Origin of the sequence: Reinekea marina, from assembly GCF_030409715.1 — a bacterium.
GTDB classification, from domain to species: Bacteria; Pseudomonadota; Gammaproteobacteria; order Pseudomonadales; family Natronospirillaceae; genus Reinekea; species Reinekea marina.
The window spans coordinates 1-12,500 of the sequence record NZ_JAUFQI010000008.1 but is presented as its reverse complement, the minus strand read 5'-3'; the positions used below and the strand labels follow the sequence as shown (position 1 = coordinate 12,500).

Here is a 12,500-nt window from a genome sequence, read left to right as displayed (position 1 = left end):
AACGGCGAAAAGCCGATTTCGTTTAAATAGAGCTGCGTGGCATCCAGAGAGCGCTGCATGTTGCCATTAGCATTGAGAGCGTCTTGAAACTCTCCATCTTCTTCATTGGCATCAAATTGGGATGGCTCAGCTTCGACTGCGTAAGCCGATTCTTCTGGAGCATTAATTAGGTTAGTGAAACTCTTAATGTGTTCTTCTGCGATAGCAGTATTGGCTTCCCTGAGTTCTGTCATAGTGTTGCACCTGTGCTTTATACTTTCTATATCGGAACGCTGTCCAAAATCTTTAGCGCTTTGGCAAAAAAGACTGTGGATTAACTGGTTTCCCGTTCCGTCTTATCTCGAAGTGCAAGCCGGGCTGGTCTCCCTGCTTACCCATCTTAGCAATTTGCTGCCCGACAGAAACTTTGTCGCTTTCTTTTACCAGTATTTGTTGAGCGAATGCGTAAGCGCTTAACAAAGACCCAGAATGTTCGACAATAATCAAGTTTCCATAGCCTGGTAACCCATTACCTGCATAGACGACAACTCCACTCGCCGCTGCAGTGATAGAATCGCCAATTGAGCCCCTGATATCAATGCCCTTCTGGGTAGACGAACCAGACTTATATGTTCGCACTATATTCCCATTATGTGGCCACTTCCATTGCCCTGGTGATTCAGAGCCCAATTCATTGACTGCTTTGGTAATTTTGGCACTACTACTGTTAACTTTTGTAACTGACTTCGAGGGACTACTTGAGGCAGGCTTCGTGACCGGTTTAGCCGCAGGCTTTGCGGTGATTTGTGGTGCAGATGCTTCTTTTAATGCCAACGCCTGCCCTTCATAAATGGCATAGTTGCGATCAATATTATTGGCATTGGCGAGCTTTTTATAATCCAGTCCAAAGCGAAAAGCTATAGAGTACAAGGTATCTCCAGGCTTAACCAAATAAAATTGAGGGTTAGCATTACTGTATACCGTAGATTCAATTTCAGGCTCACCGGTGGCACTCAATACCGATTTATCATGATCTATTGAGGTAAACCGCGAATGGTTGACGCATCCGGCTATTATTACAACCAAAATACCGACAAGCAGTTTTTTTGACGCTAATACCACAGGTTTTTTATCCTCAAATAGAGACGCTGTTCTCACATTTTTTGCGGACTGAACAGCGTTAAACATAATTTCTTATAGCTAAGGGCATCTCAAACAGGGTTTCAAATGACAAATCTATCTAATTAAATCAATATAAATATTCAAAATTTTTATTTTCTTTACATAAACCTGCAGTAAGAGTTAGTTTTTTGACCATTTTGTCAACAACCAGACTAATCCACTTCCGAAAACAAATGTAATAACAGATAGCATTAAAAAGCTCGGCTGTGTGGTTTGCTCTGTAAACTGGCTCGGCAGCAACCAAAGGCGTTCGGTTTCTATTTGCCAAGGCCAAACTTTGACTAGTGCTCCCACGACAAAGCCCAACATAAAGCTCATCACAGAGTCGTGCCAGCGGCGTAACAACCATTGCAGTAGCTGCGCAAAGCTTAAAATTCCTACCAAGCAACCTACAGCAACCCAAGCAATGATACTAAACTCTTTATCGTGCACAGCATCTACGACCACACTATACAACCCAAGCAATAACAACATAAACGATCCAGAAATACCGGGTAACACCATTGCTGAAATAGCAATAGCGCCTCCGAGCATCAAAAGCAACGGCGTTGGCTCAAGGCTCGCTGGCGTTGCAAATATTAATCCCACTGCAATACCGGCACCCATTAACAGCAAGATGACATCCCTAATGGTCCAGTGTTTTCCGGAACACATAAACCATAAAGACACCACAATAACACCCATGAAAAATGCCCATACCGCGGGCGCATAGTGCTCTAACAACCAATGCATCGCCGAGAGTGTACTAAACAGGCTTACCAAGATTCCTATGCCTAGAGACAATAAGAAGGTGCCATCGATGGCTTGCCAAAGACCCTTAAAATCTTTTCGTTTAATGAATGCCCATAGAGATGGTTTAAAAGACGCAATGGCTGCAATAAACCGTTCATATATCCCTGTAATTAATGCAATGGTACCGCCCGATACGCCAGGTACACCGTCCGCAACGCCCATGGCTGCGCCTTTAAGCACCCAACTGATGATGTTTTTCATGACTCCCTTTTTACTCCTTGCAACATGGGTACAAATACCACCGGCTCAATTTTTTGAATATCAAGTTCATCTCCGTGTTTATCGATAACCGTTAAGTATTGTTCCTCTTCGCCTATCGGCATAATGAGGCGGCCACCATCAGGTATGAGCTGATCAACCAATTCTTTAGGTGGCTCAGAGGGTGCGGCTGTTCCGATGATGACATCGAAGGGAGCCTGGGTAGGCCAACCTAAGAACCCATCGGCCATTTTTAATTGTGTATTGTAAAGCTTTAACGCTCTAATCCGAGCTCGAGCCTTTTGCTGTAATGGTTCAATTCTTTCAACACTGAAAACCTCACTCACCACATTGGCCAGCACGCAGGTTTGAAAACCAGAACCAGTTCCAATTTCTAAAACTGTCTCATGATGTGGTGCTTGTAAAACTAATTCTGTCATTCGGGCAACAATGTAAGGTTGCGATAAGGTTTGTGCATAACCAATAGGGACAGATATGTCTTCGTACGCTTTGTGCCCTAACGCCTCATCAACAAACAGGTGTCGAGGCACTTTATTAAAGCAATCTAATACTCTTGGGTCTCTTATACCCTGCTCAAAAAGCCGTTCTATCAACCGCGCTCTAGTCCGCGCCGATGTCATACCTATGCCATTCAATTGCTCTTTCATCACTCGTTCCAATCCGAACTCAACAGACCAAGCTGCCAATCAAATAGCTCAGTCATTACCGCAGTTGCGTAGCATCCTGCAGGTAAGAAAAAAGAAAAAACCGGATCGCCGTTTTCAAAGTGCAAGGCGGGTGACTCAGGGAACACTCTTAATTTTCGAAAGTGCCGTGCCACCCGTTTGTTTATCAACGCGGTGGTTAGCTCCTGAAAAGGTTCAAGTGTATTCTGCTCTCGTGCGTCTAAAGCAGCAAATTCATCTCGGCTTTCACCAGGCAAGCTAGCACTGGGCGAAATCTCACCGTTTTTACAGCGCTCTATTTCAGCAGGTTCTATTATTTCACAGTAAAAGCCTGCCTTGCCTGCGTTAAATTGCGCAAAGTCACCTGGAATAAGCGTACTCCAACTCCCTTCGGCAATGCGCTGAGCCAAAAGGTTATTAAATAAATAAGAGCGAACGGCCGACAAGCAAATAGATTGCAAATGTTTAGGCAGCTTTTTTTCTCCGAGCAACCATTGCGAACCATCTTCTACATTTCTACCTTGCCGACCAAATCGTTGCGGACCAAAATAGTTAGGGATGCCATGCTCACAAACCTGAGACCAGTTTTTCTCGATAATGTCCTTAGATTGTTCAACATTTCGAACCCTTATGGTGAAATTGTTCCCAATAAGTTGCCCTGTACGAAGCTTTTTACTATGCCGCGTGGCGTTGATGATCTTGACGCCATCTATTTCAAGCAGGCTGGTATCTGGGGATTGCAAACCAGGCAGGTGAACAGAAAAAGTTTGAATAGTAATGGCTTGACGGTCTTTTAACCCAGCATAACTAACGTGCCTGGGTTGAACATTCGCCCACTTTGCAATTTGCTTGGCGACCCACGCGGTGTTTTGATTTGTTTTTTCGATTGTAAGCCAAAGGTGCTCACCTTCACCACTGGGGCTTTCAGGAAGTTTTTCAATTACTTTAAAGTCTTCAGGGTATTGTTTTAATACCCCTTTAACGCGTTCAAATGAATAGGCGTGTGGCCAATCTAAAGAAAATTTCATGGCTCAGCCTTCATAAGTAAGCACACGGCATCCACGGCGATGCCTTCTTTTCGTCCAACAAAGCCTAACTTTTCAGTCGTAGTTGCTTTGACATTTACGCAACTGGCTTCAACGCGCAAATCAGCCGCAATGGTATTGGCCATTGCCTGTTTGTAATCTTTTAGGCGAGGCGCTTGGGCCGCTATTGTTATGTCTACATTCCCCACTCGATAGCCCTGTTCTTGAACCAAATCGACGACATGCCTTAATAAGACACGTGAATCGGCACCCGCATACTGAGCATCGGTGTCTGGGAAGTGTTCACCTATATCACCGGCGGCAATAGCACCTAACAAGGCGTCACACAAAGCATGCAACACCACATCTCCGTCGGAATGTGCTAATAATTGTTTTTCGCTAGGAACGTCTATGCCACCCAGCTTAATAGGTGCAGCATTGGAGTGTTCATCAAATCGGTGGACATCGTAACCATGACCAATTTTAAACATGTTTAATTCGCTCTTGATTTGAAAGGTAAAATTGCACGAGGGCGGCATCTTCTGATCGGGTCAATTTAATATTATCCCCGTGACCTTCAATTAATTGCACCGGCAATTCCGCTAGTTCTATGGCACTGGCTTCATCGGTAATGTGCGCATTTTGCGCAATCGCCTGCTCTAGCGCACTTGAAAGCTCGCCTAGACGAAAGCATTGAGGCGTCAACGCGGCCCACAATTGGCTTCTATCTTCTGTTGTGACGATGCTGCGTTGTAACCTCTTCACCGTGTCGGTTATTGGTTTAGCTAATACTCCGCCTTGGTTTTCAGTTTTGCAGCTTTGTAGCAGCTTTTGAATATCATCGCGGCGCACACACGGCCGAGCAATATCATGTACCATGACCCAATCATCCGCTTTGCCGTGCTTTCGTAAATATATCAGAGCATTCATCACTGAATGAAAGCGTTCATGCCCGCCCAATACGGTTTGATAAGCATGGTCGAATTTACTTAATATTTGGGTGCAGGTTTCATCTTCTTTCGCTTTGACGACTATTTTTAACCCATCAACGGGTGCATCCTGCCAAGCAAGAAGAGTCCACTCCATCACGGTTTTCCCTGCAATGCTGACGTATTGCTTCGGAATATCTGCACCGAATCGAGACCCTACACCGGCCGCAGGGAAGACGACATGAACTGTCATTTAAAGGTTCTCGGCTCGTTAATCATAATAAAAGTTTCACCTGGCTTAATAAGTCCAAGATTTTGACGAGCTAATTCCTCAATCGCACCAGAACCACTTTTTAAGTCGGCTACTTTGGCTTCTAAATGGGCATTCTTTTTCTGGATAACAGCGCGATCAAATTCGGCTTGCGCGATGCTTTTTTCGATACGTTTTAAATCGGTGTACCCATTTTCAGCAAACCAGAATCGGTATTGCAAGACAATGAGTAAGACAAAAAGGGCGACTTGAATCAGGCGCATAGGCAGCTCTTAAAATTAGACAGCCTATTCTTACGCATAAAAAAAAGGGAGCCAAGCCCCCTTTTCATGTTTTCAGCGATTCTACGCCAATAATTGCTAAATTATTGCCTTACGCTTGGCCCTTTACTTCTTTTAAGCCATTGTATGGCGCTTTATCACCCAACTCTTCTTCAATACGAATCAATTGATTGTACTTAGCGACACGATCAGAACGGCTCATCGAACCTGTTTTAATTTGGCCTGCCGCTGTACCCACAGCCAAGTCGGCAATGGTGGCATCTTCTGTTTCACCAGAACGGTGAGAAATAACAGCGGTATAACCTGCATCTTTGGCCATTTTAATCGCTGCTAGCGTTTCAGTAAGTGATCCAATTTGGTTAAATTTGATCAAAATTGAGTTTGCAACGCCCATCTCAATCCCTTTTTTCAGGATTTTGGTGTTAGTTACAAAAAGGTCGTCACCTACCAATTGAAGCTTATCGCCTAAAAGTTCAGTTTGGTGTTTAAAGCCATCCCAATCTGATTCATCTAGACCGTCTTCGATGGATACAATTGGGTACTGGTTGGCTAAATCTTGCAAATAAAAGTTGAACTCTTCTGAAGAGAAAACTTTACCTTCGCCCTTCATGTTGTAGTTGCCAGCTTCTTTATCGTAGAACTCAGAAGCGGCGCAATCCATCGCTAACGTTACGTCTTTGCCTAGCTCGTAACCGGCCGATTCAACAGCTTCTTTAATAGCGGCTAACGCGGCCGCGTTGCTTTCAAGGTTGGGTGCAAAACCGCCTTCGTCACCAACAGCGGTGCTCAAACCCTTGCCTTTTAATACTTTGGCAAGGCTGTGGAATACTTCAGCACCCACACGAAGCGCTTCAGTTAAGCTTTTTGCGCCAATCGGTTGAATCATAAACTCTTGAATATCAACATTGTTGTCTGCGTGCTCACCACCGTTGATGATGTTCATCATCGGCAATGGCATAGAGTAAACACCAGGAGTGCCATTTAAATCGGCAATGTGTGCGTAAAGCTCAACACCTTTAGACATTGCAGCCGCTTTAGCGTTTGCAAGTGATACGGCTAAGATAGCGTTGGCACCAAAGTTAGACTTATTCTCTGTTCCGTCTAAGTCGATCATCAACTGATCTACTTCGGCTTGTTGAACAGCGTCTTTACCAACTAAAGCATCGCGAATAGGACCACTAATAGCAGCAACGGCTTTTAAAACACCTTTGCCAAGAAAGCGGCTTTTGTCACCATCACGCAATTCTAATGCTTCACGTGAACCAGTAGAAGCACCAGATGGCGCAGCAGCGCGGCCTTTGATTCCGCCTTCTAATGTTACGTCTGCTTCAACAGTCGGGTTACCGCGACTATCAATAATTTCGCGTGCTTTAATGTCTACAATCTTTGCCATGCTGTCACTCTCCTGAGTTTTGACTCAACGTGCGTTAAATGCCACTGCTTGAGGTAAGTAATTATTCTTCAAAGCCACTAAAATGTAGTTTTGTTACAAAAATTATCGAAATGCATTATATGCATCTGATTTTAAAATGCGAGTGTTCTATTTGATGAGGTAAAAAACGACACTTAAAGTAAGCCGAAACCCCAGTAAATACGCAGGCTGCGTAGACTGAACACCCAAACAGCCCAAAACATACATTCTAATTACTTTTTAGCGTGATCATTCACCGCTGAAATAAAACCACTAAATAGACCATGACCTCGACGCGGTGTCGACGTAAATTCAGGGTGGAACTGACAAGCAACAAACCATGGGTGATCTGGATTTTCGACGATTTCAACTAAAGCACCATCAACTGAGCGACCGGCAATACGCAATCCGGCTTTTTCTAAGTCAGTAATATAGTGATTGTTTACTTCATAACGGTGTCGGTGGCGTTCTACTATTTTAGACTCGCCATAACACTCAAGTGAAAGTGAGTCTTCGGCTAATTGGCATTCTTGCCCGCCTAATCGCATAGTGCCACCTAAATCGGTACTTTCTGTACGCTCAACTTTCATGCCATCGGATTCAATCCATTCTGTAATCAAACCGATGACTGGGTGTCGAGATTGACGGTCGAATTCTGTTGAATGTGCGCCGTCTAAACCACAAACATTTCTTGCATACTCAATAACAGCGACCTGCATGCCTAAACAAATACCTAAATACGGTACTTTGTTTTCACGTGCGAATTGCGCGGTTAATATTTTTCCTTCTACACCACGGTGTCCAAAGCCACCAGGAACCAGAATACCCGACACGCCTTTTAATACATCTGTACCATTTTTCTCAATATCTTCTGAATCTATGTATTGAATCTTCACTTTAGTACGAGAACGAATACCGGCATGGTCTATGGCTTCAATGAGAGACTTATAAGCATCCAAAAGCTCCATGTATTTGCCAACCATGGCAATGGTGACTTCTTTTTCTGGGTTTAGCTTACGATCAGTTACATCATCCCAGTCGGTTAAGTCCGCCTCATCACATTCTAGGCCAAACCGCTCAACGACAATAGCGTCTAAGCCTGCTTGTGAAAGTTTGCCAGGTATTCGATAAATGGTATCGGCATCTTCTAGTGGAATCACGGCACGCTCTTCAACGTTGGTGAACAAGGCGATTTTACGAAGTTCATTTTTGCCAATTGGCATTTCTGACCGGCAAAGCAGAATGTCTGGCTGTAAACCAATGGTGCGAAGTTCTTTAACAGAGTGCTGCGTTGGCTTGGTTTTTACTTCACCCGCCGTTTTTAAATAAGGGACTAACGTTAAGTGAACCGATAGCGCTCGTCGGCTGCCTAATTCAACTTTCATTTGACGAATGGCTTCTAAGAAAGGCAATGATTCAATATCGCCCACGGTGCCACCTACCTCTACCAGCGCAACATCTGCATCGCCTGCACCATCAATAACTCGACGTTTAATTTCATCGGTAATGTGAGGAATAACCTGTACAGTGCCGCCCAAGTAATCACCACGGCGCTCTTTTTTAAGAACATCTTGATAAATTCGACCCGTGGTGAAGTTGTTTCGATGGGTCATGGTGGTATTAACAAAACGCTCGTAGTGCCCTAAATCGAGATCGGTTTCAGCACCGTCTTCTGTTACAAACACCTCACCATGTTGGAAAGGGCTCATCGTACCAGGGTCAACATTGATGTAGGGATCGAGCTTTAGCAGCGTTACCTTTAGACCTCTCGCTTCTAAAATTGCAGCCAGAGATGCCGAAGCAATGCCTTTACCGAGTGAAGAAACAACGCCGCCGGTGACGAAGATATAACGAGTCATAGAGGATCCCATCTTTTAAAAATACGAAACTCTCCCAAAGCATTGGTTGCTTGGAATGAGTAACAAATTAAGGTGATTGTGCTGTACAAGATGGGAGATCAGCATAGCAAATTATCTTGATTGTCTCAATCAAGAATTCTGCCAAATGACCTCTAATGCTAAATTTTCTTCTTCGGCCGTATGGTCTGCCGATATGAATAAATCAGCAACTGCGACTAAGGTGTCTCCGCTATACAACAAAGGCAAGCGATCACGTTGCCAAGGCTTAACCCGGTACTCCTGCAGCAAGCGCTTCAGGTCTCTGCGTTTTGAGCGACCCAACGGCCTAATTTGCTCCCCACCTTGCCGAGTTCGCCAATGCAGGTTCGGCAAGTTTGCCTTTAACCCTGCCTGCCCTTTTTCTGAATATTTAACCTCGATATATCCAACGCCAGGCCAGTAGGATTTATTTCCTATTTGAAGGGGTGGCGGAGCGTCGATGGCGCTTTGCTCAGGCACCCAATACAATGCAGGACCATGGCGGCGAACATAGCCGTTGCCCATACGCACCTTTGGGTCTGCATCTGGTTTTGCCTCTACAACATCACTCAATACATGCTGCAACCTTACTTTAGACGGCACCTGCACGCCTAATTCGGTTAACCAGCGATGCAGCAGAGAAAGCTTGTCGGCTTCTGACCATGAGTCTAACTGTACCCACTTCAAACCACCGTCGTGACTCAAGCGTGCTTCTAAATTATCGCCATGGTGCGCATTAGATTGAAGTTCTGAATCTACTTGCTGAATAATACCGTTTACTCGCTCACGGTAACTTGGCCATCGGCTTTCAAACAAGGGCAGCACTTCATTACGTAGATAGTTTCTATCGTATTGACTGTCGACATTAGATTCGTCTTCTATCCATCGTAAGCCACAAGCATTAGCGGCTTGTTCAAGCTGCAAGCGACTGAACTTTAACCACGGACGGCACAGCTGATAATGATCACGTGGCTGTATTGCTGACATCGACTTTAAGCCATGTAAGCCTGTACCACGCATCATTCGTAAGAAAAAGGTTTCAACCTGATCATCAAGGTGGTGCGCTAACAGCAGCCAATGTTTGGGTGTAACATGCTGTGAAAACACGCTATATCGGTACGTTCTTGCGGCGGCTTCCACTCCTTGTCCCGTCGACTCCACTTGCCCTTTTTCGACAATCAATTTACACCCAAGTTCTGCGACTTGCTGCTCGCAAAAAGATTGCCATTGATCGGCGTTGGCGGACAAACCGTGATGAACATGAATCGACACAACATTTGATGCACCAACAACATCGCAGGCACATTTCAGCAAAAGCGTGGAATCGAGACCACCACTAAAACCGACAAACACCGGACGTATGTCATGGCCAATTAATTGGTCACGCAGAGATTGGGTTAAATTCTGATAAATAGAAGGGGTAGTTGTCACGAGGTACTCTTACAATGTCCACAAGTACCGAAGTTTCTCACGATCGCCGCGATGCCACAATTCGCTGCCAATCGGAATATCCACCAGATCAACAAAAACTGCGCCGAGCTTTTCAATGGTTTTAATGGAAGCATGGTTTCCAGGGTTGCATGTAATCCACAATTCATCAAAGCCCTGATCTTTCGCGACGAGCTTGATGAGCTGGCACGCCTGCGCGGCAAACCCATGGCCACGATAAGGTTTATCAATTCCGTACCCAATTTGGCCGCCAAATTTTACAAGGCTGGGCGTCGTTTTTAAGCGGATATCAATTTGGCCAATTGAGGTACCGTCGTGCAGCACAATATCAAATAAATACGCAGGCACACCATCGAGACCTTCGTGTGCCCCCAATATACGGTTAAGCACCAAAGCAATCTCATCACCTACGATGGGAGTCATCATATTTGATTGGTCATAGAGTATGTTTTGTAGAGATACATTAGCCATTTAGCCAGCCAAAAATAGTAAAGCGTTAATGGCTAATGTAGATTCTTTATTGAAGAATGCAAGAACAGACTTATTCTTGGAACCCGAAAGATTGCAAACGAGCGTAACGCTCTTCCAACAAGCTTTCTATTGGCTTAGTTTTAAGCTCAGACAACTGGGTAATTAATGCCGTTTGAATCGTCTTCGCCATTTCATCGACATTACGGTGAGCACCACCTAATGGTTCTTCGAGTACTTTTTCGACCAACCCAAGCTCAAACAAGCGAGAGGCCGTAATGCCCATCATTTCAGCTGCATCAGAGGCGCGCTCAGCGGTTTTCCATAAAATAGAAGCACAGCCTTCGGGTGTTATGACCGAATATGTACTGTATTGCAGCATATTCAAATGATCGCACACGCCGAGTGCCAAAGCACCGCCTGAACCACCTTCACCAATTACGGTAGCAATTACAGGTACTTTTAGTGAAGACATCTTTAATAGATTGTAAGCAATTGCTTCAGACTGACCGCGTTCTTCAGCACCAATGCCTGGGTAGGCTCCCGGAGTATCGATTAGTGTCAGTACAGGGATATTGAATCGCTCGGCGGTTTGCATTAACCGCAACGCTTTACGATAACCTTCCGGTTTAGGCATACCAAAGTTTCGAAGCACTTTTTCTTTTACTTCACGACCCTTTTGGTGACCAATAACCATGACAGACTGGCCATCTAAACGAGCCAAACCGCCTACAATAGCCGCATCATCCGCGTAGTGGCGATCACCGTGCATCTCATCAAAATCGGTAAATACGCGTTCAATATAATCTAATGTATAAGGGCGCTTAGGGTGGCGAGCCACCTGAGATACTTGCCAGGAAGTCAATTTCCCAAAGATCTGTTCAGTTAATTTAATAGACTGAGCGTTTAATTTTTCAATCTCACCAGAGATATTTAGATCATTCCGGTTACCAACGAGACGTAGTTCGTCAATTTTGGATATCAGATCAGCAATGGGCTGTTCAAAGTCTAAATAATCGGGATTCATGACAATTCCTGTATTTTATGGCCACATTCAACGATGAATTAAGCACAATTTCTATAATATGAGTAATAAAACACAGGGTAAAGATTCCGCTCAAGACAAACAAGGCCGCTAATAAAATTGAGCTATGACGAAAAGTAAATAATAAAGGAAAAAGAGGGGTACGCCGTGACTATTAACGCACGGCGTATTTTATAAAGTGAGGCTAGGTGAACTCTCTTAAGAATCGCTCCAGTTTATTCACCATGTTTTTCGAGCCTACAAAGAACGGAACTCGCTGGTGCAACTCACTGGGCTCTAATTCTAGAGTTCGGCTTTCTACACCACTAATAGCCACACCACCTGCTTGCTCAGCTAAAAAGGCCATCGGGTTGCACTCATACAACAACCTCAACTTGCCCGTTGGGTGTAATGATGAAGCGGGGTATAAAAATATTCCGCCTTTTATCAAATTCCTGTGGAAATCCGACACCAATGAACCAATGTATCGGCTGGTATATGGGCGATTCGTTTTTGCATCTTCCATCTGGCAGTATTTAATGTATTGCTTAACGCCATCATGAAAGTGCACGTAGTTGCCTTCGTTCACCGAATAAATGGTACCGTTTTCTGGATAACACATATTCTCGTGTGATAAACAAAAAATACCTAAGCTTGGGTCGTATGTGAAACCATGTACGCCATTACCCGTACTGTAAACCAACATAGTCGAAGACCCATAAATCACGTAACCCGCAGCCACTTGCTGGTCACCAGGCTGCAGAAAGTCAGCCTCGGTCACTGGTTCACCCATTGGTGATAAACGGCGGTAAACCGAGAAAATGGTGCCACCGAAACATTCACATCGATATTTGAAGAGCCATCTAACGGATCTATTAAAACAACATATTTTCCAATTTACTGCGATCGTCATCAAAATGTACGTAGC

14 protein-coding genes (1 of these 14 running past the window's edge) are annotated in these 12,500 nt (G+C 44.5%); all 14 read right to left on the bottom strand.

Going from position 1 to position 12,500, the window contains the following annotated elements; genetic code table 11:
* Positions 1-233, bottom strand: partial view of an RNA polymerase sigma factor RpoS gene (rpoS, locus tag QWZ13_RS19865; protein WP_216000124.1) — the beginning only. The gene continues 784 nt to the left of window position 1, outside the view; the window shows 233 of its 1,017 coding nt (coding positions 1-233); the start codon lies at positions 231-233; the stop codon falls past the left edge of the window.
* A gap of 52 nt (positions 234-285) precedes the next feature.
* On the bottom strand, positions 286-1,167 hold the full coding sequence (locus QWZ13_RS19860; RefSeq protein WP_290282584.1) for a peptidoglycan DD-metalloendopeptidase family protein: 882 nt from the start codon (positions 1,165-1,167) through the stop codon (positions 286-288).
* Between the two features lie 114 nt (positions 1,168-1,281).
* On the bottom strand, positions 1,282-2,154 hold the full coding sequence (locus QWZ13_RS19855; RefSeq protein ID WP_290282585.1) for a DUF368 domain-containing protein: 873 nt from the start codon (positions 2,152-2,154) through the stop codon (positions 1,282-1,284).
* The gene (locus QWZ13_RS19850) at positions 2,151-2,819 is read right to left on the bottom strand and encodes a protein-L-isoaspartate(D-aspartate) O-methyltransferase (RefSeq protein WP_290283389.1); all 669 of its coding nucleotides are present in this window, start codon (positions 2,817-2,819) and stop codon (positions 2,151-2,153) included. The genes QWZ13_RS19855 and QWZ13_RS19850 overlap by 4 nt, the downstream gene beginning before the upstream one ends.
* Positions 2,819-3,865 carry a tRNA pseudouridine(13) synthase TruD gene (gene truD, locus QWZ13_RS19845; RefSeq protein ID WP_290282586.1) on the bottom strand — a complete coding sequence of 349 codons (1,047 nt, stop codon included), beginning with the start codon at positions 3,863-3,865 and terminating at the stop codon, positions 2,819-2,821. Before truD ends, QWZ13_RS19850 begins: the two co-directional genes overlap by 1 nt.
* Positions 3,862-4,353, bottom strand: coding sequence for a 2-C-methyl-D-erythritol 2,4-cyclodiphosphate synthase (gene ispF / locus QWZ13_RS19840; protein WP_290282587.1), 492 nt, complete (start codon positions 4,351-4,353; stop codon positions 3,862-3,864). Before ispF ends, truD begins: the two co-directional genes overlap by 4 nt.
* Complete coding sequence (gene ispD, locus QWZ13_RS19835) at positions 4,346-5,044, bottom strand: 2-C-methyl-D-erythritol 4-phosphate cytidylyltransferase (protein ID WP_290282588.1); 699 nt, start codon at positions 5,042-5,044, stop codon at positions 4,346-4,348. The genes ispF and ispD overlap by 8 nt, the downstream gene beginning before the upstream one ends.
* Positions 5,041-5,325 carry a septum formation initiator family protein gene (locus QWZ13_RS19830; protein WP_216000117.1) on the bottom strand — a complete coding sequence of 95 codons (285 nt, stop codon included), beginning with the start codon at positions 5,323-5,325 and terminating at the stop codon, positions 5,041-5,043. Before QWZ13_RS19830 ends, ispD begins: the two co-directional genes overlap by 4 nt.
* 109 nt (positions 5,326-5,434) lie before the next feature.
* Positions 5,435-6,736: a phosphopyruvate hydratase gene (gene eno, locus QWZ13_RS19825; RefSeq protein ID WP_290282589.1), complete on the bottom strand. Its 1,302-nt coding sequence runs from the start codon at positions 6,734-6,736 to the stop codon at positions 5,435-5,437.
* A 251-nt stretch (positions 6,737-6,987) separates the two neighbouring features.
* Positions 6,988-8,613: a CTP synthase gene (gene pyrG / locus QWZ13_RS19820; protein ID WP_216000115.1), complete on the bottom strand. Its 1,626-nt coding sequence runs from the start codon at positions 8,611-8,613 to the stop codon at positions 6,988-6,990.
* A 129-nt stretch (positions 8,614-8,742) separates the two neighbouring features.
* Positions 8,743-10,062 carry a tRNA lysidine(34) synthetase TilS gene (tilS, locus tag QWZ13_RS19815; RefSeq protein ID WP_290282590.1) on the bottom strand — a complete coding sequence of 440 codons (1,320 nt, stop codon included), beginning with the start codon at positions 10,060-10,062 and terminating at the stop codon, positions 8,743-8,745.
* Positions 10,063-10,071: 9 nt separating this feature from the next.
* Positions 10,072-10,551 (bottom strand): GNAT family N-acetyltransferase, encoded by a 480-nt coding sequence (locus QWZ13_RS19810; RefSeq protein WP_290282591.1) that lies wholly within the window; start codon positions 10,549-10,551, stop codon positions 10,072-10,074.
* Positions 10,552-10,621: 70 nt separating this feature from the next.
* Positions 10,622-11,575, bottom strand: coding sequence for an acetyl-CoA carboxylase carboxyltransferase subunit alpha (locus QWZ13_RS19805; protein ID WP_216000112.1), 954 nt, complete (start codon positions 11,573-11,575; stop codon positions 10,622-10,624).
* 202 nt (positions 11,576-11,777) lie between these two features.
* The coding region (locus QWZ13_RS20070) for a class 1 fructose-bisphosphatase (protein WP_435407476.1) at positions 11,778-12,500 on the bottom strand (723 nt) is incomplete at its 5' end.

What these genes read in the sequence shown, in the direction of transcription:
- QWZ13_RS19860 (WP_290282584.1), bottom strand. Translation starts at nt 1,167, where the DNA reads ATGTTTAACGCTGTTCAGTCCGCAAAAAATGTGAGAACAGCGTCTCTA.
- eno (WP_290282589.1), bottom strand. Translation starts at nt 6,736, where the DNA reads ATGGCAAAGATTGTAGACATTAAAGCACGCGAAATTATTGATAGTCGC.
- truD (WP_290282586.1), bottom strand. Translation starts at nt 3,865, where the DNA reads ATGAAATTTTCTTTAGATTGGCCACACGCCTATTCATTTGAACGCGTT.
- pyrG (WP_216000115.1), bottom strand. Translation starts at nt 8,613, where the DNA reads ATGACTCGTTATATCTTCGTCACCGGCGGCGTTGTTTCTTCACTCGGT.
- QWZ13_RS19810 (WP_290282591.1), bottom strand. Translation starts at nt 10,551, where the DNA reads ATGGCTAATGTATCTCTACAAAACATACTCTATGACCAATCAAATATG.
- QWZ13_RS19830 (WP_216000117.1), bottom strand. Translation starts at nt 5,325, where the DNA reads ATGCGCCTGATTCAAGTCGCCCTTTTTGTCTTACTCATTGTCTTGCAA.
- ispF (WP_290282587.1), bottom strand. Translation starts at nt 4,353, where the DNA reads ATGTTTAAAATTGGTCATGGTTACGATGTCCACCGATTTGATGAACAC.
- QWZ13_RS19850 (WP_290283389.1), bottom strand. Translation starts at nt 2,819, where the DNA reads ATGAAAGAGCAATTGAATGGCATAGGTATGACATCGGCGCGGACTAGA.
- ispD (WP_290282588.1), bottom strand. Translation starts at nt 5,044, where the DNA reads ATGACAGTTCATGTCGTCTTCCCTGCGGCCGGTGTAGGGTCTCGATTC.
- QWZ13_RS19855 (WP_290282585.1), bottom strand. Translation starts at nt 2,154, where the DNA reads ATGAAAAACATCATCAGTTGGGTGCTTAAAGGCGCAGCCATGGGCGTT.
- QWZ13_RS19805 (WP_216000112.1), bottom strand. Translation starts at nt 11,575, where the DNA reads ATGAATCCCGATTATTTAGACTTTGAACAGCCCATTGCTGATCTGATA.